Annotated in this window: 17 protein-coding genes; 12 read left to right on the top strand and 5 right to left on the bottom strand. The window is 68.5% G+C overall.

Annotation, left to right across the window (positions count from 1 at the left end; translation table 11 throughout):
- Window positions 1-6: 6 nt before the first annotated feature.
- Window positions 7-1,068 (bottom strand): HTH-type transcriptional regulator GntR, encoded by a 1,062-nt coding sequence (locus BUE42_RS06180; RefSeq protein WP_073463736.1) that lies wholly within the window; start codon window positions 1,066-1,068, stop codon window positions 7-9.
- A 226-nt stretch (window positions 1,069-1,294) separates the two neighbouring features.
- Here BUE42_RS06180 and BUE42_RS06175 point away from each other — a divergent pair, with 226 nt between their 5' ends.
- From BUE42_RS06175 to BUE42_RS06160, 4 genes are read left to right on the top strand one after another with little or no spacing between them, the layout of a single operon-like run.
- Window positions 1,295-1,780 (top strand): gluconokinase, encoded by a 486-nt coding sequence (locus tag BUE42_RS06175; RefSeq protein WP_083613937.1) that lies wholly within the window; start codon window positions 1,295-1,297, stop codon window positions 1,778-1,780.
- Entirely contained in the window at window positions 1,777-2,283 is a 507-nt protein-coding gene (locus BUE42_RS06170; RefSeq protein WP_073463734.1) for a TRAP transporter small permease, read from the top strand. The genes BUE42_RS06175 and BUE42_RS06170 overlap by 4 nt, the downstream gene beginning before the upstream one ends.
- Window positions 2,283-3,575, top strand: a complete 1,293-nt coding sequence (locus tag BUE42_RS06165) for a TRAP transporter large permease (protein ID WP_073463858.1) — start codon at window positions 2,283-2,285, stop codon at window positions 3,573-3,575. Before BUE42_RS06170 ends, BUE42_RS06165 begins: the two co-directional genes overlap by 1 nt.
- A 47-nt stretch (window positions 3,576-3,622) precedes the next feature.
- The gene (locus BUE42_RS06160; protein ID WP_083613917.1) at window positions 3,623-4,636 is read left to right on the top strand and encodes a TRAP transporter substrate-binding protein; all 1,014 of its coding nucleotides are present in this window, start codon (window positions 3,623-3,625) and stop codon (window positions 4,634-4,636) included.
- Between the two features lie 341 nt (window positions 4,637-4,977).
- On the opposite strand, the gene BUE42_RS06155 is transcribed toward BUE42_RS06160, so the two are convergent.
- From BUE42_RS06155 to BUE42_RS32920, 4 genes are all read right to left on the bottom strand, one after another.
- A complete protein-coding gene (locus tag BUE42_RS06155) occupies window positions 4,978-6,180 on the bottom strand; it encodes a metallophosphoesterase (protein ID WP_073463733.1) in 1,203 nt (400 codons plus the stop codon).
- Between the two features lie 13 nt (window positions 6,181-6,193).
- Complete coding sequence (locus BUE42_RS06150) at window positions 6,194-7,894, bottom strand: choice-of-anchor Q domain-containing protein (protein WP_073463732.1); 1,701 nt, start codon at window positions 7,892-7,894, stop codon at window positions 6,194-6,196.
- 119 nt (window positions 7,895-8,013) lie between these two features.
- Window positions 8,014-10,986 (bottom strand): InlB B-repeat-containing protein, encoded by a 2,973-nt coding sequence (locus tag BUE42_RS32925; RefSeq protein WP_073463731.1) that lies wholly within the window; start codon window positions 10,984-10,986, stop codon window positions 8,014-8,016.
- Window positions 10,987-11,138: 152 nt separating this feature from the next.
- Window positions 11,139-13,892: an InlB B-repeat-containing protein gene (locus BUE42_RS32920; protein WP_159445373.1), complete on the bottom strand. Its 2,754-nt coding sequence runs from the start codon at window positions 13,890-13,892 to the stop codon at window positions 11,139-11,141.
- Between the two features lie 673 nt (window positions 13,893-14,565).
- Between BUE42_RS32920 and BUE42_RS06135 the strand changes: the two genes are divergently transcribed.
- The 8 genes from BUE42_RS06135 to BUE42_RS06100 all read left to right on the top strand — a co-directional run bounded on the left by BUE42_RS06135 (window position 14,566) and on the right by BUE42_RS06100 (window position 24,632).
- Window positions 14,566-15,846, top strand: coding sequence for a nucleotide sugar dehydrogenase (locus BUE42_RS06135; RefSeq protein ID WP_073463729.1), 1,281 nt, complete (start codon window positions 14,566-14,568; stop codon window positions 15,844-15,846).
- Entirely contained in the window at window positions 15,846-16,904 is a 1,059-nt protein-coding gene (locus BUE42_RS06130; protein ID WP_073463728.1) for an SDR family oxidoreductase, read from the top strand. Before BUE42_RS06135 ends, BUE42_RS06130 begins: the two co-directional genes overlap by 1 nt.
- A gap of 70 nt (window positions 16,905-16,974) precedes the next feature.
- Entirely contained in the window at window positions 16,975-17,217 is a 243-nt protein-coding gene (locus BUE42_RS06125; protein WP_056815198.1) for an acyl carrier protein, read from the top strand.
- Window positions 17,218-17,266: 49 nt separating this feature from the next.
- The gene (locus tag BUE42_RS06120) at window positions 17,267-18,439 is read left to right on the top strand and encodes an acyl-CoA dehydrogenase family protein (protein WP_073463727.1); all 1,173 of its coding nucleotides are present in this window, start codon (window positions 17,267-17,269) and stop codon (window positions 18,437-18,439) included.
- A 21-nt stretch (window positions 18,440-18,460) separates the two neighbouring features.
- Window positions 18,461-19,381, top strand: a complete 921-nt coding sequence (locus tag BUE42_RS06115; protein WP_073463726.1) for an amino acid--[acyl-carrier-protein] ligase — start codon at window positions 18,461-18,463, stop codon at window positions 19,379-19,381.
- Between the two features lie 10 nt (window positions 19,382-19,391).
- Window positions 19,392-20,363 carry a DUF1839 family protein gene (locus tag BUE42_RS06110; protein ID WP_073463725.1) on the top strand — a complete coding sequence of 324 codons (972 nt, stop codon included), beginning with the start codon at window positions 19,392-19,394 and terminating at the stop codon, window positions 20,361-20,363.
- A gap of 11 nt (window positions 20,364-20,374) precedes the next feature.
- On the top strand, window positions 20,375-22,819 hold the full coding sequence (locus BUE42_RS06105; protein WP_073463856.1) for a glycoside hydrolase family 2 protein: 2,445 nt from the start codon (window positions 20,375-20,377) through the stop codon (window positions 22,817-22,819).
- Window positions 22,809-24,632 (top strand): alpha/beta fold hydrolase, encoded by a 1,824-nt coding sequence (locus BUE42_RS06100; RefSeq protein WP_073463724.1) that lies wholly within the window; start codon window positions 22,809-22,811, stop codon window positions 24,630-24,632. The genes BUE42_RS06105 and BUE42_RS06100 overlap by 11 nt, the downstream gene beginning before the upstream one ends.
- Window positions 24,633-24,700: the final 68 nt, after the last annotated feature.

Raw genomic sequence — 24,700 nt, 5'->3', positions numbered from 1 at the left:
GGCTCCTCAGGTGCTGGCGCGCACCATCAACTGATAGCCCGCATCGACCGCCGGCTGCGCGACGCCTTCGCCGCGCATCAGCGCGAGCAGCATGCGGGCCGCCGCCGCGCCGACCTCGCCGCGCGGCGTGCGCACGGTGGTCAGCGCCGGCAGCATCTGGTCGCTGCCGGTCAGGTCGTTGAAGCCGGCGATCGCGATGCGCTCCGGCACCGCCACGCCCAGCCGCAGCGCGGCCAGCAGCGCGCCCTGCGCGAGGTCGTCGTTGCAGAAGAAGATCGCGTCGACCGGCCGCTTCAGCTCGAGGATCTGCTCCAGCATCTGCCCGCCGAGCGCGAGCGACGACGGCGCCGGGTTCAGCCATTCGAGCGTCGCGTCGTAGGCACCGGCCGCCTTCAGCTCGCGCCGCCAGCCTTCGCGCCGCTGCATCGTGCGCGGGTCGAGCTGGGCGGCGGCGAACGCGATGCGGCGCCGCCCGCGCGACAGCAGGTGGCGCGTCAGCGTGGCGGCCGCATCGGCCTGCGAGAAACCGACGCTGTAGACGCCCGGCACCTCCGACAGCTCCATCAGGTGCACGCAGGGCACGCCGCTCTGCGCGATCAGCGCCCGCGTGGCCTCGCTGCGGTCGAGCCCGGTCACCATCAGGCCGGCCGGGCGGTGCTGCAGCTGCTCGCGCAGCAGCTGCTCTTCTTCGCCGATGTCGTAGTGCGTGACGCCGATCAGGCTCTGGTAGCCGGCCGCGCGCAGCGTGCGCTGCACCTCTTCGAGCAGGTCGACGAACAGCGCGTTCGACAGCATCGGGATCAGCACCGCGACGTGCGCGCTGTGCCGCGAGGCGAGCGCGCGCGCCGCCGGGTCGGGCACGTAGCCCAGGCGCTGCGCCGCGCTCTTGACGCGCGCGACCAGGTCGGGGTGCACCGCGCGCTCGCCGCGCAGCGCGCGCGACACCGTGATCGGGCTCACCTCGGCCAGCCGCGCCACGTCGGCCAGCGTCACGCGGCCGGTGGCGCGGGGGCGCGACGGGCTGGTGCTGGTGCCTGTGCTGGCGAGTGGGCTCGCATCGGTGGTCATGGCGCGTGGATCAGGGAGACCGATCAGGGAAAGTCCGCATCGGTGGGCGGACCATTGTTGACTAGGATAGCGCTGTCCTGCAACACGAATGATGCAGTGATTCCCCTGATACCTTCCATCGAGACGATGGAGGACAGCGCTGTCTTGGCCGGTACCCTGCCGGGCAGCCCAGGCCTTGTTTTTCCAGCTTCTCGTGCGACTGCAGATGATCGGTTCGGTGGTGATGATGGGTGTGGCCGGGTGCGGCAAATCGACGGTGGGCGCGGTGGTTGCGCAGGCCGAGCGCATGCCCTTGGTGGAAGGCGATGACCACCACAGCGCGGCCAGCCGCGACAAGATGAGCCGCGGCGTCCCGCTGACCGATGCCGACCGCGTCGGCTGGCTGGCGACGCTGGCCGGCGAGCTGGCGGCGCAGCCGCAGGGCATCGTGCTCACCTGCTCGGCCCTGCGCCGCGCCTACCGCGATCAGCTGCGCGCCGCCTCGCCGGCGCTGCGCTTCGTGTTCCTCGACCTGACGCGCGACCAGGCGCTGGCGCGCGTCACCGCGCGGGCGTCGTCGCACTTCTTCTCGGCCACCCTGGTCGACAGCCAGTTCGAGACGCTCGAATCACCGGTCGGCGAGCCGCTCGTGCTGCGCGTCGACGCGACCGCCCCACTGGCCGAACTGCAGACCCGCATCTCGGCCTGGCTGCATGCCACGGAGACCCCATGACAACAACCTCTTCCTCGCGGCCGCACCGCCTGCTGCGCCTCGCCAACTGGGCGATGGCCGCCTGCCTGGGCGTGATGGCGGTGGCGGTGTTCATCAACGTCGTGCTGCGCTACGGCTTCGGCAGCGGCGTCGCGGCGAGTGAAGAGCTGTCGCGGCTGCTGTTCGTCTGGATGGTGTTCATCGGCGCGACCGCGGCCTACCCGCTTGGCGAGCACATGGCCTTCACCAGCCTGCTCGGCGCGCTGCAGCGCAAGCCGCTCGCGGTGCGGCTGCTCACCGTGCTGATCCGCGCGCTGGTCGTGCTGGCCAGCGTGCTGCTGGCCTGGGGCGCGTGGCAGCAGGTGGTGGTCGGCATGGACAGCCACTCGGTGGTGCTCGGCTACCCGGCGGCGCTGCTGCCGCTGCCGGCCTTCCTGTGCGCCTGCGCGATCGGCGTGATGGCGCTCATCGAGCTGGTGCGCAACCGGCCGATCCAGCTAGGCCACGGCGCGGAGGTCGAATGATGTCGCCAGAAGGTCTCGCCTTCGTCGTCTTCTCGGCCGGCATGCTGCTGCTGATGGGCATCGGCATGAACATGGCGCTCGCGCTGGTGCTCACCGGCGCCGGCATGGCCTGGGTGCTCGGCTTCTGGGACACCCAGCTGCTGGCGCAGAACCTGGTGGCCGGCGTCGACAGCTTCCCGCTGCTGGCCGTGCCCTTCTTCATCCTGGCCGGCGAGCTGATGAACTCCGGTGGCATCAGCCGCCGCATCATCGACATGGCGCAGGCCTGGGTCGGCCACATTCGCGGCGGGCTCGGCTACGTGGCGATCGGCGCGGCGGTGCTGATGGCCAGCATGAGCGGCTCGGCGCTGGCCGACACCGCGGCGCTCGCCACCATCCTGCTGCCGATGATGCGCCAGCAGGGCTACCCGATGGCCACCTCGGCCGGGCTGATCGCGTCGGGCGGGATCATCGCGCCGATCATCCCGCCGTCGATGCCGTTCGTGATCTACGGCGTGACGACCAACACCTCGATCTCGGCGCTGTTCATCTCCGGCATCGTGCCGGGGCTGCTGATGGGCACGGGGTTGATCGTCGCGTGGAAGTGGGTGCTGCGCCGCATCGAGCTGCCGCGCGGCACGCCGCTGCCGATGCGCGATCGGCTGAAGGCCACGGCCCGCGCGTTCTGGGCGATGCTGATGCCGATCATCATCATCGGCGGCATGAAGAGCGGCGTGTTCACGCCGACCGAGGCCGCGGTGGTCGCGGCCTTCTATGCGCTGGTGGTGGCCTTGTTCGTGCACCGCGAGATGCGCATTGCCGAGGTCGTCGGCGTGCTCGAGCGGGCGGCCAAGACCACGGCCATCGTGATGTTCCTGTGCGCCGGCGCGCAGGTCGCGAGCTACATGATCACGCTGGCCGATCTGCCGAGCGTGCTGACGAGCTGGCTCGGCCCGCTGGTCGAGAGCCCGCGGCTGCTGATGGCGGTGATGATGATCGTGCTGGTGCTGATCGGCACCGCGCTCGACCTGACGCCGACGATCCTGATCTTTGGCCCGGTGATGCTGCCGATCGCGGTGAAGGCCGGCATCGACCCGGTGTACTTCGGGCTGATGTTCATCCTGAACGGCGCGATCGGGCTGATCACGCCGCCGGTGGGCACGGTGCTGAACGTGGTGGCCGGCGTGGGCCGGCTGTCGATGGGCAGCGTGATCAAGGGCGTGAACCCGTTCCTGCTGGTCTACGTGCTGATCCTGGCGCTGTTCGTCGTGTTCCCGCAGATCGTGATCGCGCCGGTGCACTGGATGCGCTGACGGCGCAGAGATTCCCCTTTCCCTTCCATCCCCTGAGGAGACAAAGCATGAACATGATTCGCCGTACGCTCGTGGCCGCCGCCGCAGCCGCCACCCTCGCCTTGCCGCTGGCCGGCTTTGCGCAGGACATCAAGCCGCGCCTGATCCGTTTCGGCTACGGCCTGAACGAGCAGAGCAACCAGGGCCGCGCCGCGAAGTTCTTCGCCGAGCAGGTCGAGAAGGCCTCGGGCGGCAAGATGAAGGTGCGCGCGATCGGTGCCGCCGCGCTCGGCCCGGACGTGCAGATGCAGCAGGCGCTGATCGGTGGCGCGCAGGAGATGATGGTCGGCTCCACGGCGACGCTGGTCGGCATCACGAAGGAGATGGCGCTGTGGGACACGCCCTTCCTGTTCAACAACGCGAAGGAAGCCGACGCGGTGCTGGACGGCCCGATCGGCCAGAAGGTGAATGCCAAGCTGACCGAGAAGGGCCTGGTCGGCCTGGCGTACTGGGAGAACGGCTTCCGCAACCTGACCAACAGCAAGCGGCCGATCACGAAGCTGGAGGACCTGAACGGCGTCAAGCTGCGCGTGATGCAGAACAACGTCTACCTCGACAGCTTCAAGACGCTGGGCGCCAACGCGGTCCCGTTGCCGTTCTCCGAACTCTTCAGCGCGCTGGAGACGAACACCGTCGATGGCCAGGAAAATCCGTACAACACCATCCTGTCGAGCAAGTTCTTCGAGGTGCAGAAGTACCTCAGCATCACCAACCACGTCTACAGCCCGTGGATCGTGCTGGTGAGCAAGAAGTGGTGGGACGGGTTGTCGAAGGACGAGCAGAAGGTGTTGGCCGATGCTGCGAAGGCGAGCCGCGATTTCGAGCGCAAGGACACGCGTGAGGAAGCGGGCAAGGCGCTGGCCGACCTGAAGTCCAAGGGCATGCAGATCAACGAGCTGTCGCCCACTGAAGCCGGCCGCATGCGCGACAAGCTGACGCGCGTCAACGCCGGGATCGGCGCCGGCATCGGCATGGACCTCTGGCAGGAGACGCAAGCTGAGCTTGTGCGGCTGCGGAAGTAAGTCGTTCTTTGCCTTCGGGGCGCGGGGAGCTGGGGGGCTCCTCTGCGGTCATGTCCCCCGCCCGTTGCTGGCCTGGCGGCCATCAACGGGCTCCTCCTTTACTTCCCTCCGAGGAGCCCCCCAGCTCCCCGCGCCCACACCGCGCACTTCCTCCCAAAGAGAGGGCTGCATCGTCTTTTCTCAGGAAGTGAGAGAGCGGCGGCGCCGCGAGGAGGCGGGGTGCCCCTCGGAGGGAAGTAAAGGAGGAGCGGAAGGCCTGCCGCGAGGCAGGCGTTTCGCGGGGGACATGACCGGAGAGGGGCACCCCGCCTCCTCGCGGCACACACAAGAAAGAACGAACGTCAGCGCGTGAAGCTGTCGACAGTGCTTCCGTCGGCACCGATCGCCTTGACCGTGATGGTCGAGTCCTTCACGTCGAGCCGCAGGTAGTGGTAGGTCGCGGTGGCCTTCGCATTCAGCGAGCCGATCGCGCGGAACCCCGCCAGGTCGGACCCGCCGCCACCGGTGATCACATAGACCGTGCCCTTCGCGTCGTCGCGTGCGCCGGCCGGGTTCGCGCTGTCGGCATACACCGGCACCGAGCGCTCGTACACGTGGTTGTGGCCCGAGATCACCATCTTCACCTTGTACTTGCTGAACTCCTGCAGCAGCGTGTTCCATGACGCGTTCGCCGCGTGGCCGTCGGAATAGGTCACCAGCGGCGCATGCGTCAGCACGATGGTGTTCTTGATCGCCGGATTGGCCGCCGCCTTCGCCAGGTCCCAGCGCAGCCAGTCGAGCTGGTGCTTGTAGTAGTACGAGTCGTAGTTGCCCTCGTTCGCCACCGTGCAGTTGTTCGAACACTCCATCAGGTTGTAGTAGTCCGAATTCAGGTGCATCACCGTGAAGTGCGTGTTCTTGTAGTCGAACGAGTAGTACATGAACTCCGCATACACGCCGCGAACCTTCGCGCAGGCCGATGCATAGAACGCGCTGTCGGTCAGGTGCTGGATGTCGGGGCGCGTCCAGTCCTGGAAGTAGGCCTTGGACTGCGTGTGGTTCGGCACCAGCTTCTGCACCGTCGCCTGGCTGAACACGTCGCAAAAACCGTTGCCGAACTTGTCGGGGTACCAGCCGTCGCCGAAGTTGTCGTCGTGGTTGCCCACCACCGGGAAGTAGTACACCGGCAGCCCCGCCGCCGGCGCCTTGTTCTGCAGCGGCGCGATGATTTCCTTGAAGCTGCCCTTCGAGGCATCGGCCGCGCAATCGCCGCGCTGCACCCAGTTGGTCGACTTGTCGTAGCCGGTGATCATGTCGCCGGTGTTGAAGACGAAGGCGGTGTTGGCCTCGGCCGCCATCTTGCTCACCAGGTTGATGTGGGTCGCGTTGCCGTCGCAGCCGCCGCCGGCCCGGCTGTCGCCATAGGCCAGGAAGCTGAACGACGTGCCGTCGCCGGTGGCGGGCGCGCTCGGCGCCGCGGCTTCCGCCGACTCGCCGCCACCGCCGCCGCTGCAGGCCGCGATCGCCGCCAGGACGGCCAGCGTGATGTGGAAGAAGCGATGCATCACCGTGCTCCGATCAGTATTCATAAGCGCCAACATCGATCTTGCCGCCCTGCGGCCGCGCCGTGGCGAGGAAATCCTTCGCCACCAGCGCGGTCGGCACGCCGGTGTTGATGGCCGGGCTCGTGGCCTTCAGCGTCAACGGGGTGCCGCCGCCGGTGGTCGCGAACTGAGGGTCGAGCACGCGGCTCGCATCGGTGAGGCCGGTGATGGTGTTGTACAGCGTCGACCACTGCCCCGCCGGCACGTCCGTGCCCTTCAGCGAGAAGGTCGGCGCGCCGTTGCTCGTCCAGTAGATGTTGCCGCTGATGCGCAGCGTCGCGAAGTCGGTCAGCGCATCATCGTTGACCTTGATCACCGGCCGGCCCGCCGCGCCGTAGATGATGTTGTTGACGATCTCGACGTTGGTGCCGGCCTGCTGCACTTCCGATTCGTTGGACAGGAAGATCGAGCCCTGGCCGGCGGTGGCCGTGTTGAAGCAGCTGTTGTTGTAGATGCGCACGTTCGACGACGACGAGGTCGCGACGCAGGCCCAGGTGGCGTTCACCACGACGTTGTTGCGCACGATGCCGTCGTAGCTCTCGTAGCGGCCGTCGGCCAGCCGGTCCGAATCGGTCTCCTGGCCCAGCATGATCGCGTGGCCGTTGTCGGCACGGCCGATGTTGACCAGCAGGTTGTTCTCGAAGATCGTGCTGCGCGCATTGCCCTTCGCGTACATGCCGAAGTCGGGCACGTCGTGCACGTAGTTGCCGGCCACGCGGGTGTTGTTGGCGCCGACGATGTCGATGCCCTGCGCGTTGCTGCCGGGGGTCACGGTGCCGACGCTCTGGAAGATCTCGTTGTCCAGCACTTCCACGTCATTCGCGGTGCGCACCAGCTTGACGATGTCGGCGACGCTGCAGCACAGCTTGTTGCCCTGGATGCGCACCTTCGCGGTGTCGATCTTGATCACGTTGCCGTCGTCGCCACCGGTCGTGCTGCCGCGCACCTCGAGGCCTTGCACCGTCCACCAGCTGGCGAAGCAGTCGACATTGCCGCTGGCGGTGCCGACGGTGTCTTCATCGCAGGCGTCGTTGTAGAAGTAGATCGTCGGGCCGGTGCCGGCGCGCTGCAGCACCGGGCGCGCGGGCAGGTCGGCGGTGTAGCCGCGCAGCGTGATGCGGGCCGTCGAGGTGCCGGCGGTGCGGATGATCACCGCCTCGGTGTAGTTGCCGGCACGCACTTCGATGGTGTCGCCGGCGGTCGCGACACCGACGGCCTTCGTGATGGTCATGAACGGTGCCGCCAGCGTGCCGGCCGCGCCGTCGCTGCCGGTGGTGGCGACGAACCAGCTCTTGCCGGTGGAGCTGCCGCCGGGCGTGAAGCTCGCGCTCACCGTCGCGGCCGCGCTCATCGTCACGGTGCAGCCCCCGGTGCCGCTGCAGGCGCCGCCCCAGCCGCTGAACACGTAGCCGGTGCCCGGCACGGCGTTCAGCACGAAGCTGGTGCCCTGGGTCAGCGAGACGCTGCAGTCGCTGCTGCAGCCCAGCCCGGCCACCGCCGAGGTGATGCTGCCGGAGCCGTCGACGTGTGCCTGCAGCGTGACCTGCGGTCCGCTCGGCTCGCCGCCGTTGCCGCCGTCACTGGAACTGCCGCCACCGCCTCCGCTGCACCCGGCCAGGCCGACGACGACGAATGCGGCGGCTGCCGCGAACTGCTGGATTCTGGTGATGACCACGGAGACCTCGGAAAACGACCGCGCCCGGGCGATACCCGGGCGAGTCCCGATTGTCTGACAAGGCCGTGGCCCTGCGCCGGCCCACCCCCTCACTCAGGGTGGCCGCCGCATCCTTCAAGTTATCGAGAGAACGAGTCGAGGACGGTGCCGTCCTTGCCGATGGTTTTCACCGTCAGCGTGCTGCCGTTCACGTCCAGCTTCATGTAGTGGTGCGCCGCGGTCGCCTTCGCATTCAGCGGCCCCAGCGTCTTGAAGCCGGCCAGCGCCGAGCCGCCGCCGCCGGTCACCACGTAGACAGTGCCCTTGGCATCGTCGCGCACGCCGTTCGGGTTGGCATCGTCGGCATACACCGGCACCGAGCGCTCGTACACGTGGCTGTGGCCCGAGATCACCATCTTCACCTTGTACTTGCTGAACTCCTTGACCAGCGTCGGCCACGAGGCCACCGGCGCATGGCCGTCGGAGTACGAGATCACCGGCGCGTGCATCAGCACCACGGTGTTCTGGATGGCGGTGTTGGCCACCGCCTTCGCCAGGTCGTAGCGCAGCCAGTCGAGCTGGTGCTTGTAGTAGTAGGCGTCGTAGTTGCCTTCGTTCGCCGCGGTGCAGTTGCTCGAGCACTCCATCAGGTCGAAGTAGTCGGAGTTGATCCGCAGCACGACGAAGTGGGTGTTCTTGTAGTCGAACGAGTAGTACATGAAGTCCGGGTAGACGCCGTTGCGCGTGGTCGCGCAGGCGCCGGTGTAGAACTCGGCATCGCTGTAGTGCTTGATGCTCGAGGTCGTCCAGTCCTTGAAGTACGCCTTGCTCTGCGTGTGGTTCGGCACCAGCTGCTTCGGGTCGAACACGCTGCAGAAGCCGTCGCCGAACTTGTCGGGGTACCAGCCGTCGCCGAAGTTGTCGTCGTGGTTGCCGACCACCGGGTAGTAGAAGACCGGCAGGCCCGCCGCCGGCGTCTTGGTCTGCAGCGGCGCGATGATTTCCTTGAAGCTGCCCTTCGACGCATCGCTCGGGCAGTCGCCACGCTGGATCCAGTTGGTCGACTTGTCGTAGCCGGTGATCATGTCGCCGAGGTTGAACACGAACGACGCCGGCTCGGCCACCATGCGGCTGACCAGCGCCATGTGCGCCACGTTGCCGTCGCAGCCGTTGCCCGAGCGGCTGTCGCCGTAGGCCATGAAGCTGAACGCGCCGCCGGCGACCGGCGCGGCGCCGGTCGTGAAGGCCCACGATTTCGCGGCGGCCATCGCGTTGCCGGCGGTGTCCTTCACCGCGGTCGTGACCTGCGCGGTGTAGCTCGTCGAGTAGGCCAGGCTCGCGGCCGGCGTGAAGATCGCGGTCGAACCGCTGCACGAGACCGTGCCGCTGACGCCGCTGATACCCAGGCTCGCGCTCGTCACGGTGCTGCAGTTGACGGCTTCCGAGAAGCTCACCGAGACGGTGGTCGCGATGCCGATCGAGCTGCCGCCGGTGGCCGGCGTCGTGCTCGAGACGGTGGGCGGCGTGGTGTCGGCCGGTGCGGTCGACGCGAAGCTCGCGGTGACCGACGCTGCCTGCGACATCGTCACCGTGCAGGCGCCGGTGCCGGTGCAGGCGCCGCTCCAGCCGCTGAAGTTGGCGCTGCTGCCGGCGGCGGCATTCAGCGTCACGACGGTGCCCGACGTGAAGTTCTGCGTGCACGACGCGCCGCAGGCGAGGCCGGTCGGCGTCGCGATCGACACGGTGCCGCTGCCGGTGCCGGCGGTCGCGACCGTCAGCGTGTACTTCGGCTTCTCGGTGAAGCTCGCGCTGACCGCCTGGTTCGCGCTCATCGTCAGGCTGCAGGTCGCGACCTTGCTGCTCGCGCAGGCGCCGCCCCAGGACGCGAACTGGAAGCCGTCGGCCGGCGTCGCGGTCAGCGTGGTCGCGGCGCCGGTCTCCAGGCTCACCGCGCAGGTCGCGCCGCAATTCAATCCGCCGGTTGACGAGGTGATGCTGCCCGAGCCGGTCTTGGTCGCGGTCAGCGTGTACGTGATGGCCTGGAACGCTGCGTTGACCGAGGTCGCGCTCGACAGCGTGACGTTGCAGGTGGCGTCGGTGCCGGTGCAGCCGGAGGTCCAGCCGGTGAAGCGCTGCTTCGCGGCGGCTTGCGCGGTCAGCTTGACCTGCGTGCCCATCGGCAGCGATTCGCTGCAGTCGCCGGGGCAGTTGATGCCCGACGGTGCCGACAGCACGCTGCCGCTGCCGTCGACCTTGACGTTGATGGCCGCCATGCCGACGGGCGTCGGCGTGAAGCTCGCGGTGACGCCCTGCGCATTGCTCATCGTCACCTTGCAGGTGCCGGAGCCGGTGCAGCCCGCACCGCTCCAGCCGCTGAACGTGAAGCCGCTGCTGGCGCTGGCGGTGAGCGTGACGCTGCTGCCCTGCGCGAAGCTCTTGTTGCAGACCGTGCCGCAGCTGATGCCGGCCGGCGACGAGCTGACGCTGCCCGAGCCGCTCAGGATCACGTTGAGCGCGAAGTTCGCGGTCGGCACCGCGGTGAAGGTGGCCGTCACCGAGCGGGCGCTGCTCATCTGCACCTGGCAGCTGCTGCCGGTGCAGGCGAGGCCGCTGCCGCTCCAGCCGCTGAAGGCGAAGCCGGTGGCCGGCGTCGCGGTCAGCGTGACGGCGGTGTTGGCCGCGTAGTTGCCGATGCAATCGCTGGCGGTGGCGCAGGTCAGGCCGCCGACGTCGGCGGCGATGCTGCCGCTGCCGGCGATCGTCAGCGCGAGGTTGAAGCGGGTGGCGGCTTGCTGGCTGAAGGTGGCGGTCACTGCCTTCGACGCCTCGACCGTCACCGCGCAGTCGCCGTTGCCCTTGCAATCGAGCGCGCTGCCGCTCCAGCCGATGAAGTCGTAGCCGCTGGCCGGCTCGGCGCTCAGCGTCACCGACGCACCGGCCGAGAAGGTCTTCGCGCAGACGCTGCCGCAGTCGATGCCGCCGGGGCTGGACTGCACCTGGCCCTGGCCGACGCGGCTGACCGTCAGCGTGGCCTGGTCGGCGGTGGCGGGGGTGTCGTCCTCGCCCTTGCCGCAGGCAGCGAGGGTCAGTGCGGCCAGCAAGGCTGCCAGCACCAGCCCCGTTCGCCCTGAGCAGGGACTGAGCTTGTCGAAGGCCCGTCTGTCGAAGGGTTGTTGTCCTGGCACGAGGGCTTCGACAGGCTCAGCCCGGCCCTTCGACAAGCTCAGGGCGAGCGGTTCTTTTGCATTCATGGGGGCGTGGGTGTTCAGTACTCGTAAGCGCCGACGTCGATCTTGCCGTTCAGCGGTCGAGCGGTGCCGATGTAGTCCGTCGTGACCAGCGAGGTCGCGACACCGGTGTTGATCGCCGGGCTGCCGGTCGACAGCGTCAGCGGCCGGCTGGTCGCGCCGGTCACGGCGGTGCTGGCGTACTTCGGGTCGACGATGCGGCTGGTGTCGGTGCGGCCGGAGCTCGCGGTCGCGTACTGCAGGGCCCACAGCGACGCCGACACGCTGTTGTCCTTCAGCACGAAGGTCGGCGCGCCGCCGGTCACCCAGTAGATGTTGCCGTCGATGCGCAGTGTCGAGAAATCGGCCAGCGCGTCGGCGTTCACCTTGATCAGCGGGCGTCCGGCCGAGCCGTAGATGATGTTGTTGTAGATCTCGATGTTGACGCCCTTGGTGCCGATCTCCGACTCGTTCGACACGAAGATCGAGCCCTGGCCGGCGGTGGCGGTGTTGTAGCAGCTGTTGTTGTAGATGCGCACGTTCGACGACGACGAGGTCGCGACGCAGGCCCAGGTGGCGTTGACGACCACGTTGTTGCGCACGATGCCGTCGTAGCTCTCGTAGACGCCGTCGACCAGGCGATCGGTGTCGGTCTCCTGGCCGAGCATGATCGCGTGGCCGTTGTCGCTGCGCCCGATGTTGTAGAGCAGGTTGTTCTCGAAGACCGTGTTGCGCGCGTTGCCCTTGGCGTACATGCCGAAATCGGGCACGTCGTGCACGTAGTTGCCGGCCACGCGGGTGTTGTTGGCGCCGACGATGTCCACGCCCTGCGCATTGGTGCCCGGCGTCACGACGCTGCTGCTCTGGTAGATCTCGTTGTCCAGCACCTCGACGTCATTCGCGGTGCGCACCAGCTTGACGATGTCGGCGACGCTGCAGCACAGCGTGTTGCCCTGGATGCGCACTTTCGCGGTGTCGATCTTGATCACGTTGCCGTCGTCGCCGCCGGTCGTGCTGCCGCGCACTTCCAGGCCCTGGATCGTCCACCAGCTGGCGAAGCAGTCGGTGTTGCCGGTGCCGCTGCCGATGGCGTCTTCGTCGCAGGCGCTGTTGTAGAAATAGATCGTCGGGCCGGCGCCGGTGCGCTGCAGCACCGGGCGCTCGCCGTTGTAGCCGCGCATCGTGATGCGGGCGGTGGAGGTGCCGGCGGTGCGGATCACCACCGCTTCGGAGTAGGTGCCGGCGCGCACCTCGATGATGTCGCCCGCGGTCGCGACGCCGACTGCCTTCGTGATGCTCTTGAACGGCGCTGCCAGCGTGCCGGCCGCGCTGTCGCTGCCGGTGGTCGCGACGAACCAGCTCTTGCCGCTGGTGCCCCCGCCACCACCACCGCCGCCGGTGCTGATCGCGGTGAAGGTCGCGCTGACCGACTTCGCGGCGTTCATCGTGACCGCGCAGCTGCCGCTGCCCGAGCAGGCGCCGCCCCAGGAGGTGAAGGTGTAGCCGGTGGCCGGCGTGGCGGTCAGCGTGACGGCGGTGCCGGCGTTGAAGCTCGCGCTGCAGGTGCTGCCGCAGGCGATGTTGCCGCCGCTCGACGCGACCGTGCCGCTGCCCACCTTGGTGACGGCCAGCGCGTAGGTGTTCAGCGTGAACACGGCGCCGGCCTGCGTCGCGGCGCTGACCTTCACGGTGCAGCTGCCGCCGGTGGCCGTCACCGTGCCGGTGGCCGCGCAAGCGCCGCTCCAGCCGTTGAAGGTCGAGGTGCTGCCGCTGGCGGCCGTCAACGTGACGTTGGTGCCGGAGGTGACGGTGCTGCTGCAGGTGGTCGGGCAGTTGATGCCGGACGGGTTCGACGTCAGCGTGCCCTGGCCGGAGCCGGTCACGGTGGTGGTCAGCGCGAAGCTGCTGGCCGGGATCGCGGTGAAGGTGGCAGCGACCGTGCGCGCGGCCGACATCGTCACCACGCAGGTGTTGGTGCCGGTGCAGCCCGCGCCGCTCCAGCCGGTGAACGAATAGCCGCTGGCCGGCGCGGCGCTCAGCGTGACGACGGTGTTCTGGTTGTAGCTGTGCGCGCAGGTGCTGCCGCAGGAGATGCCGGCCGGCGAAGAGCTGACGGTGCCGGAACCGGTGACCGAGACGCCGAGCGAATAGGTCGGCACCGCGACGGCCGTGAAGCTGACGCTGACGTTGCGCGCCGCGCTCATCGTGACCTGGCAGGTGCTGCCGCTGCAGGTGCTGCCGTTGACGGTCCATGCGCCGACGGTGTAGCCGGAGGCGGGCGTGGCCGTCAGCGTGACGACGGTGCCGGCGGTGTAGGTGCCGCCGCAGTCGGTGGCGCTGCTGCACGAGAACGGCGCGGTGCCGGCGACGCTTCCGGAGCCGGCGATCGCCACGTCGAGCGGGTACTCGGCTGCATTGACGGTGCTGAAGGTCGCGACCAGCGACTTCGACTGGTCGAGCATCACGCTGCAATCGCCGGTGCCTGCGCAGTCGATGCCGACGCCGCTCCAGCCGGCGAACTGGTTGCCCTGGGCCGCCGCGGCATGCAGCGTGACCTCGGTGTCCTTCGCGTACGAGCCGGAACAGTCGGTGCCGCAGTCGATGCCGTTCGGCGTCGATGCGATGCTGCCCTGGCCGACGCGGTTGATCGACAGCACCGACATCTGCGGTTCGGGGGAAGGGGCGGCGGCGTCATCGCCCTTGCCACCGCAGGCCGCGAGGGCCGCACCGAGCGCGAACAGCGTCAGATACTTCGAGACACAAGAGAGGGCGGAGATCGGGGTCGGGGACATCGCGGCTTCCAGCTAACACCACGATCCGACACGGACGGTGGCCGAAGCGGATTGTGTTGGCACCCACTCACCAACCTGTGTCCAGATGTGGGATAGACAGGTTACAGATGCTTGTGGCTTGCTGCCGACGGCCGTTCGGCGTGTGGGCGTTCGCTCGCCGCGATTCGTGGTGCAGCGCACACAGTCCATCCATCGGATGTCCGAATGGTTGACATCGCGGCACCGGACTGTCGGCCGCCTGCAACGCCGGCCACTTCGCCTGCTGTTCCGGGGCGTGCCACGCACCCCCTCGTTCGCGGGAGCGCTGTTACAAAAACAATCGGAAAAGTGTGCCGGTCCGGAGTGCCCGCCTGGCAGAACTTGCAGGGGCTTCGGCCCCGTGCGGGCCGCTGCGAAGGGCGCCGGAGATACCTGCGGAGAACCTGTGCTCGTTTCGGCGGACCCCACAACTCAGGGATTGGCGCTGTGGAGGGGTTCTCCGATCATCCGCACCATTCAAATTGGGAGCGTCAGCGAGGTCCGGAGCTTGTATCGGTAAATCGGGGCGGGTTTTGTCAAACACGTCATCTACGATTCGTCTGTCGTCCGGCACCGTGCTCTTTTCCATGGCAACGCTGGGCTTTTTCAATACGTCGCGGCGAGATTCGCGGCACCACTTTCAAACAAAAGAATCATGACCACCGTTGCTATCGTCGGCCTGGGGTATGTCGGATTGCCGCTGGCAGTTGAATTCGGCAAGAAATACAAGACCATCGGGTTTGATTTGTCGGCCGCCAAAATCGCCGCATACCGCGAACACATCGACCCGACCGGTGAAGTCAGCACCGAGGCGCTGAAGGCCGCGAGCCAGCTGCACCCCACCACCGATCCCGCCGCGCTGAAAGAGGCCGATTTCATCGTCGTCGCGGTGCCGACGCCGGTGGACGACGCCCACAACCCCGACCTGTCGCCGCTGGTGGGCTCCAGCACCTCGGTCGGCCGCAACCTGAAGCGCGGCGCGACCATCGTCTTCGAATCCACCGTCTACCCGGGCGCGACCGAAGAGGTCTGCATTCCGATCATCGAGCGCGAATCCGGCCTCAAGTGGAAGCAGGATTTCTTCGTCGGATATTCCCCCGAGCGCATCAACCCGGGCGACAAGCTGCACACGCTGACGACCATCACCAAGGTGGTGTCGGGCGACACGCCGGACACGCTGAAGCTGGTCGCCGAGATGTACGGCAGCGTCATCACCGCCGGCGTCTACAAGGCCACCAGCATCAAGGTGGCCGAGGCCGCGAAGGTGATCGAGAACACCCAGCGCGACCTGAACATCGCGCTCGTCAACGAGCTTTCGCTGATCTTCCACCGCATCGGCATCGACACGCTCGAGGTGCTGGAAGCCGCCGGCACGAAGTGGAACTTCCTGCCGTTCAGGCCGGGCCTGGTCGGCGGGCATTGCATCGGCGTCGACCCGTACTACCTGACGCACAAGGCCGAGCGCCTGGGGTATCACCCGCAGGTCATCCTGGCCGGGCGCCGCATCAACGACGGCATGGCCAAGTATGTGGCCGAGCAGACCATCAAGAACCTGATCCAGGCCGGCTTCCAGGTGAAAGGCGCCGACGTCATCGTGCTGGGCCTGACCTTCAAGGAAGACTGCCCGGACCTGCGCAACTCGAAGGTGATCGACGTGGTGCGCGAGCTCGAGAGCTACGGCGTGACGGTGCACGTGCACGACCCGGTGGCCGCGGCCGACGAGGCGAAGCACGAGTACGGTGTCGACCTGGTGGCCTGGGATGCGCTGCCGCAGGCGCAGGCCGTGGTGGCCGCCGTCGCGCACAAGGCGTTGAAGGCCCGCCCGATCGACGACTTCGTCGCGAAGCTGGTGCCGAACGGGCTGTATGTGGACGTGAAGAGCCAGGCCGATGCGAAAGCCTTGCGCGCGCGTGGCCTGAACGTCTGGCGCCTGTGATGGAAGCCAACGTGACGACCAACGAATTCCTCGACCCGGTGCTCGCGCAGCTGCGCGCCGCGCCGCGCCGCTGGCTCGTCACCGGCAGCGCCGGCTTCATCGGCTCGCACCTGCTGGAGAACCTGCTGCGCGCCGGCCAGCAGGTCACGAGCCTCGACAACTTCTCGACCGGCCACCAGGCCAACCTCGATGAGGTGCGCCGCCTCGTCGGCGAAGAGGCCTGGTCGCGCCACACCTTCATCCGCGGCGACATCGCCGACCTCGCGAGCTGCGCGCAGGCCTGCGACGGCGCCGAGATCGTGCTGCACCAGGCCGCGCTCGGCTCGGTGCCGCGTTCCATCAAGGACCCGCTGACCACGCACCGCTCGAACGCGACCGGCTTCCTGACGATGCTCGAGGCCGCGCGCACTGCCGGCGTGAAGCGCTTCGTCTATGCCGCGTCGAGTTCGACGTACGGCGATTCGCCGACGCTGCCGAAGGTCGAGGACACCATCGGCCGGCCGCTGTCGCCGTACGCCGTCACCAAGTACCTGAACGAGCTGTATGCCGAGGTGTTCGGCCGCTGCTACGGGCTGTCGACGATCGGGCTGCGCTACTTCAACGTGTTCGGCCCGCGCCAGGACCCGAACGGCGCCTATGCCGCGGTGATCCCGCGCTGGGCGGCGCAGATGCTCGAAGGCTCGCGCTGCGTGATCAACGGCGACGGCGAGACCTCGCGCGACTTCTGCTTCGTGACGAACGCGGTGCAGGCCAACCTGCGCGCCGGCCTCTGCGAGGAGCCCGAGGCGTCGAACCAGGTGTTCAACGTGGCGGTGGGCGACCGCACCACGCTGAACCAGCTGCACGGCGCGCTCGCCGAGGCGCTGCTGCGCGAATGCCCGGCGCTGCGAGTCGAGCCGCCGCAATACGCCTCGTTCCGCGCCGGCGACGTGCGCCACTCGCTGGCCGACGTGTCGAAGGCGCGCCGGCTGCTCGGCTACCAACCCAGCCACGACGTGCGCGCCGGGCTGCTCGAGGCGATCGGCTGGTACGTGCAGCGCGCCCGCCAGACCGTCTGAATTCTTTCACGACGCTGCGCGGCACGGGCCGCTCGGCAGAACCCTTTCCCTTGAACTGCAGGACATCGACATGCACACCGACAAGATCCGTTCCGTCATCGCCAAGCACGCCCGCCTGTCGGTGGACGCCGCCACGCTGACCGAAGACAGCGACCTGTACGCCGCCGGGCTGACCTCGCTGACGACGGTCAACCTGATGCTGGCGCTCGAAGACGAGTTCGACATCGAGTTCTCCGACAAGATGCTCGGCCGCAAGACCTTCGAGAGCATCCGCTCGCTGTCCGAAGCCATCGAAGAACTCGTCAGCGCCTGAAGCGCTGCACTGCCGCCATCCCTGGCGACCTCCGCGTTTGGAACACACCATGCAACCCACCCGACTCAGCCCCCAACTGCCTGCCCTGCTCGAAGGGCTGCACGGCATCGGCCGCGACATCATCGCGCCGCACGCCGCCGAGGTGGACCGCGACGCGCGCTTTCCGCACGAGGCCTATGCGGCGCTGAAGCAGCAGAAGCTGCTGAGCTGCTACGTGCCGGTGGAGTACGGCGGCATGGGGTTGAACATCAGCGACCTGTCGCAGATCTGCGAGGTGCTGGGCCAGTACTGCGGCTCGACCGCGATGATCTTCGCGATGCACCAGATCCAGGTCGGCTGCATCGTGCACCACGCGCTCGACTCCGAGTTCTTCCGCGGCTATGCCCGCGAGATGGTCGAGCAGCAGTACCTGATCGCGTCGGCCACCACCGAGCTGGGCATCGGCGGCGACGTGCGCTCCAGCCTGTGCGCGGTGCAGGTGACCGGTGACCGCTTCACGCTCGAGAAGCAGACGCCGGTGATCTCGTACGGCGCCACCGCGGACGCGATCCTGGTGACTTGCCGCAAGTCGGAAGACGCGGCGCGCAACGACCAGGTGCAGGTGCTGGTGCGCAAGAGCGACTACGAGCTGACCAAGCTCTCGGGCTGGGACACGCTGGGCTTCCGCGGCACCTGCAGCGAAGGCTTCGTGCTGAAGTCGCAAGGGCGAGTGGAGCAGATCCTGCCGCAGCCGTACGCCGACATCCACCGCCGCACGATGCACCCGTTCTCGCACGTCGTGTGGGCCTCGCTGTGGCTGGGCCTGTCGATCGACGCGGTGAGCCGCGCGCGCAGCGCGGTGCGGGCCGAAGCGCGCAAGAACCCGAGCGTGACGCCGATCTCGGCGACGCGCCTGGCGGAGCTCGACACGGTGCTGTTCTCGATGCGCGGCGGCGTCTACCAGACGCTGCGCGAGTACCACGACGTGCTGATCGCCAACGATCCCGAGGCCTACTCGGGCTTCAGCTTCGCGATCAATATCAACAACCTGAAGCTGACGGCCTCGCAGTTCGTGGTCGAGGTGGTCGGCAAGGCGATGCTGATCTGCGGCATCCAGGGCTACCGCAACGATTCGAAGCTGACGCTGGGCCGGCACCTGCGCGATGCGTATGGCGCGGCGCTGATGGTCAACAACGACCGCATCCTCGGGCAGAGCGCCACGATGCAGATCGTGCAACGCTGAAGAACCACAAGGATTCCTGCCATGTGCACCCAACACGACGATCCCTACAAGCAGTACCAGGCCGAGCTGATCGAGGCCGGCCTGCTGATCCCCTCGGGCGTGCGCGGCGTCTACGGCCGCAGCGGCACCTTCGAGAACATCATCGACCAGTTCGAAGGCCTGGTGACGCGCGAAGGTGCGTTCCAGAACGCCGAGGTGATGCGCTTTCCGCCGATCTTTCCGCGGGCCCACTACGCGCGCATCGACCACATCAACAACTTCCCGGACCTGATGGGCTCGGTGCACAGCTTCCTCGGTGGCGAGAAAGAACACCAGGCCATGCTCGGCAAGTTCGAGGCGAAGGAAGACTGGACCTCCTCGCTGACGCCGGCCGAAGTGATGCTGGTGCCGGCCGCCTGCTACCCGCTGTACCCGACGGCCACCGGCACGCTGACGGCGCAAGGCCGCGTCGTCGACCTGAAGACCTTCGTGTTCCGCCATGAGCCGTCGGACGATCCGGCGCGCATGCAGATCTTCCGCCAGCGCGAGTTCGTGCGCCTCGGCACCCCCGACCAGGCGCTGAACCACCGCAACGACTGGCTCGCGCGCGGCCAGGCCATCCTCGAATCGGTGGGCCTGCCGGTCAAGAAAGTGCTGGCCGACGATCCGTTCTTCGGGCGCGGCGCGCGCATCATGAAGGCCACGCAGCGCGAGCAGGACCTGAAGTACGAACTGGTGGTGCCGATCTGCAAGGAAGACAAGCCGACCGCGATCACCTCGTGCAACTACCACCTCGACCACTTCGGCATCTCGTTCGACATCCTGCAGGCCGACGGCACGCCGGCGCACACTGCCTGCATCGGCTTCGGGCTCGAACGCATCGCGCTCGCGCTGCTGAAGACGCACGGGTTCGACCCGAAGCGCTGGCCGCACGAGGTGCGCCAACAGCTTGCGATGGCTTGACGAGGGCCGCATGAAACGTGTCCTGCCGATCGAGCCGGCGAGCTTCCAGCGCCACCCGATCCACACCGCGCCGCGCACCTGGGCCGAGACCAACTGCTACGCCGACGTGCTGATCGAGCTGCTGCACGGGCTCGGCCACGACCCGGTGCCGGCGCTCGCGTTCACGCTCGGCGTCGACTTCGAAGGCGACCAGTGGACCTTCTTCAAGTTCCCCGATGGCGACCTGTACGACCTGTACGGCGTCGACATCCAGGAACTCGCGGTGTGGCGGCCGCTGGTCGACCACATCGAGGACCAGGTCGCGCAAGGCCGGCCGGTGCTGGTCGAGCTGGACTCGTGGTTCCTGCCGGACACCGCCGGCTCGGCCTACCGGCTCGCGCACACCAAGTCGACGGTGGGCGTCAATGCGATCGACGTGAAGGCGCGTCGCATGGACTACTTCCACAACCAGGGCTTCTACGCGCTGGCGGGTGACGACTTCCGCGACGTGTTCCAGCTCGATGGGCTGGTGCATGAGCGCATGCTGCCGCCGTACATCGAGTACCTGAAGGCGCGGCCGAACTTCACGCCGCCGACCGGCGCGGCACTCGTCGACGGCTCGCTCGCGCTGCTGCGCAAGCACCTGACGCGCGTGCCGGCGACCAACCCGTTCGAGCGCTTCAAGACGCAGTTCGCGAAAGACCTCGACTGGCTGATGCAGTCCGACATCGCGGTCTTCCACACCTATTCGTTCGCGACGCTGCGCCAGTACGGCGCCTGCTTCGAGCTGGCCGAGACCTACCTGCGCTGGCTCGCGGAGCAGGGTGTCGACGTGGGCAGTGCGGCCGACGACGTGTCGCAGATCTCGCAGACCGCGAAGGCCTTCCAGTTCCAGCTCGCGCGCTCGATGGCGCGCAAGAAGGCGCTCGACCTGTCGCCGATCGACGCGATGGGCGAGGCCTGGGCACGAGGCATCGGCGAGCTGCGTCGACAGCACGGGTGACGCACGCGGCCATGAACTCGGCGATCGCACTGGACAGCGGCTGGGAGATCGCCGCGGGTGCGGCTGAGGGCTTGGCCTGGGCGCCGGTGCGTGAACTCGGCACAGTAGGTGCGAGCCTGGGCGTCGAGCTTGACACGCCACATGGTCGCTACGACACGCAGGACTGGTGGTACCGCTGCCGCTTCAAGGCGCCTGCGCAGCGCAGCGGCGACCGCCAGCAACTGCGCTGCGACGGCCTCGCCGGCATCGCCGACGTGTGGCTGAATGACGAGCCGGTGCTGAGCACCCGCAACATGTTCACCACCGAGCGGGTCGACGTGACCGGCCGGCTGCGGCCCGACAACGAGCTGCGCATCCGCTTCCGCTCGCTCGACGCCGAACTCGCCGCGCGCAAGCCGCGCCCGCGCTGGAAGACCGCGCTGGTCGACGCGCAGAACCTGCGCTGGGTGCGCACCACGCTGCTCGGCCGCATCCCCGGCTGGACGCCGCCGATCCACCCGGTCGGCGTGTGGAAACCGGTGTGGCTGGAGACGGTGTCGCCGGGCGGCCTCGCATCGATCGACCTGCAGTGCGATGCCGCGGGTGGCGTGGCCCGGCTGCGGCTGAGCGCCACGCTGACGGCCGGCAGCGATGTGGCCGAGGCGCGCTTGCGCATCGGCGACCAGACTCATGCGCTCGCGCTCGACGGCGACACGCTGTCGGCCGATCTGCGGCTGCCCGATGTGCCGCTGTGGTGGCCGCACACGCACGGCGCGCCGGCATTGCACGACTGCGCGATCGAACTGCGCCAGGGCACGCAATGGCATTCGATCGACCGCGGCCGCATCGGTTTCCGTCAGGTCGAGGTGCGGCGGGACGACGGCCTGGTGCAGTTCCACGTCAACGGCTCGCCGGTGTTCTGCCGCGGCGCCTGCTGGACCACCGACGATTTCCTGCGCTTGCACGGCGACCCGGCGCAACTGCGCCGCACGCTGACGCTCGCGCGCGACGGCGGCCTGAACATGCTGCGCATCGGCGGCACGATGACCTACGAGTCCGACGCGTTCTACGCGCTGTGCGACGAGCTCGGCATCCTGGTGTGGCAGGACTTCATGTTCGCCAACATGGACTACCCGGTTGCCGACGAAGCCTTCCGCGCCGAGATCGAGCGTGAGGCCGCGCAGCAGCTCCAGCGCCTGCAGGCGCACCCGTGCATCGCCGCGTACTGCGGCGGCAGCGAGGTCGAGCAGCAGGCCGCGATGCTCGGCCTGCCGGCCTCGGAGTGGAGCAACGATTTCTTCAGCGAGACGCTGCCGGCGCGCTGCGCGAGCCGCCATGCCGGCGTGCCGTACTTCCGCTCGTCGCCGTGCGAGGGCGCACTGCCCTTCCACGTGGGCGTCGGCATCTCGCACTACTACGGGGTCGGCGCCTACCGACGCCCGGTCAGCGACGCGAAGCACGCGGGCGTCAAGTTCACGACCGAGTGCCTCGGCTTCTCGCACGTGCCCGAGCCCGAGACCATCGAGCTGATGGGCGGCCACCCGACGATCGCGCCGCACCACCCGCTGTGGAAGCAGCGCCAGCCGCGCGACAACGGCGCCGGCTGGGATTTCGAGGACATCCGCGACCACTACCTGCGCGAGCTCACCGGGCTCGATCCGGTCGCGCTGCGCAGCACCGACATCGCGCGCTACCTCGCGATCTCGCGCGCGGTGACCGGCGAGGTGCTGAAGCGCGTGTTCGCCGAATGGCGCGCACCGGGCAGCGCCTGCGGCGGCGGCCTGGTCTGGTTCCTGAAGGACCTGTGGCCGGGCGCCGGCTGGGGCCTGATCGACAGCACCGGCCGGCCGAAGGCGGTGTACTGGGCGCTGAAGCGCGCCTGGGCGCCGCGCACCGTGCTGATCACCGACGGCGGGCTCGACGGGCTGCAGCTGCAGGTGCACAACGAGGGTGTCGCGCCGTTCGCGGGCAGCGTCGAGTTCGCGCTGTACCAGGACGGCCAGGTGCGCACCGCCGGCGGCAGCATCGGCGTGATGCTGGCCGCGAACGAGAGCCTCGCGCTGCAGGCCGATGCACTGGTCGGCCACTTCGCCGACACCGCGTATGCGTACCGCTTCGGGCCGCCGCAGCATGACGTGGCGGTCGCGCGGCTGAAGAACGAAGCGGGTGAGACGCTGGCCGAGGACTTCCACTTTCCGCACGGGCTCAACCTGCCGCCGCAGCGCGCCGGTGCACTGGCCGCGCAGGCACGGCGCCTCGACGGCGGCAGCGTCGAGGTGGTGCTGGAGAGCACCGCGCTCATCCACGCGCTGCACGTCGAATGCGACGGCTACTCGGTGGACGACTTGCATTTCCACCTGGCGCCGCAGTCGCGCCGCACGCTGCGCTTTCGTCCGCTGGACGCCGCGCCGCGCAAGTTCAAGGCGCACCTCGGTGCGCTGAACCTGCGAGAGACGGTGACCGTCCGTGCGGACTGACGACATCCCGCTGCAGCCGGACGCCGCGCGGCGCCCCGAGGTGAGGCGCGAGCCGCTGATGCTCGGCAGCGCCGAGCAGCCGCTGTTCGGCTGGTACCACGTGGCCGATGCGGTGCCGCGCCGCGACGCGGTCGTCGTGATCTGCAACCCGATGGGCTACGAGTACGCGCACGGCCACCGCTCGCTGCGCCACCTGGCCGACGACCTCGCGCGCTCCGGCGTGCCGGCGCTGCGCTTCGACTACCACGGCACCGGCGATTCGCCGGGGCTGGAGACCGACGCCGGCCGGCTGCAGCGCTGGCAGGACGATGTGCATGCGGCGATCGCCGCCGCGCAGTCGCTCAGCGGCAGCGCGCGCGTCGGGCTGCTCGGCGTGCGGCTGGGCGCGACGCTCGCGGCGCTGGTCGCCGCGCAGCGCGAGGTCGACTGGCTGGTGCTGTGGAACGTGTGTGCCTCGGGCCGGCGCCATGTGCGCGAGATGCAGGCGCTCGACATGGCGGCCGGCGGCGGGCAGCGGCCGGTGAGTGCGCCGCTGGAGCCGGCGGGCTTCCTGATGAGCCGCGAGACGCAGGAGGCCGTGAAGGCCGTGCAACTGACGCGCGAGGCGTTGCGCGTCAGCGGCCGCGCGCTGCTGGTCGCGCGCGACGACCTGATCGGCGAGGAAGACGCGTTGCGCGAGCACCTGCTGACGCTCGGCATCGCGACCGATGCGATCGCCTGCGCCGGCTATGCCGACATGATGGCCGAGCCGGTGCACACCGTCGTGCCGCGCCAGGCGCTCGACAGCATCGTGCAGTGGATGGTGGCGCAGACGGCGCCGCGTGAGGCGGCGGTGCCGCTGTTGCCGTCACCGGAGGGGGCGACGCAGGCGCGCTTCACGCATGCGACGGCCGATGGCCGCACGGTGGCGCTGACCGAAACGCTGTGCGCGCTCGGCACCGAGGGGCAGCTGTTCGGGCTGCATGTGCAGGCCGATGCGGAGGTCGGTGTTTCCAATTCGACGCGGCCGATGGTCGTGCTGTTCAACTCCGGCACGGTGCACCACGTCGGCCCGAACCGGCTGTACGTGATGCTTGCGCGCGAGCTGGCCGCGCTCGGTTTCCCGACGGTGCGCTGCGACCTGGAGGGCCTGGGCGACAGCGTGCAGCGCGGAGCGGGTCGCGAGAACCATCCTTACCCGGACAGTGCGGTGCCCGATGCGCAGCAGGTGCTGCACAGCCTGCGCGAGCGTTTCGGCGTGCGCGAGTTCGTGCTGATGGGCTTGTGCTCGGGCGCGTACACCGCGTTCCAGACCGGGCTGGTCGAGCAGGCGGCGCAGATCAGCGAGCTGGTGCTGATCAACCCGCTGACCTGGCGCTGGGTCGAGGGCGATGCGGTCGACACGAAGCACTTCTCGGCGGTGGCGCACTACAAGGGCACGATGCGCCGGCTCGACAGCTGGAAGAAGCTGCTGCGCGGGCAGGTGAACCTGGTCTACCTCGCGGGGGTGGTGCTGTCGCACCTGCGCAAGCAGGTGGCCTCGCGCGTGAGCGCGATCACCGAGCTGCTGTTCCCGTCGCGCGGGCCGTTGCTGTCACGGCAGCTGCGGCAGCTGTTCGCGGCGAAGCGGCACGTGACCTTGATCGTGTCGTCGGGCGACCCCGGCTGGGACATGCTGCAGGACGGTGCGCGCCAGACGGCGCGGCGCGCGATCAAGAACGGCGATCTCGCGCTGGAGTTCATCGACGAGGCCGACCACACGTTCTCGCGCGAAGCGGCAAGGCGGCGCGTGGTGGCGGCGATCGGAAGACGGCTGACGGCCCGCTCGGGCTGACAAACTCCCCGTTCGGGCTGAGCCTGTCGAAGCCGGCGAGCCACCAATCCGTTCGGGTTGAGCCTGTC

This window comes from Rhizobacter sp. OV335 (assembly GCF_900142965.1).
In the GTDB taxonomy this organism is placed as follows: Bacteria; Pseudomonadota; Gammaproteobacteria; order Burkholderiales; family Burkholderiaceae_C; genus Rhizobacter.
The sequence above is the reverse complement of the archived record's forward strand: the minus strand, read 5'-3'. Positions and strand labels throughout refer to the sequence as shown.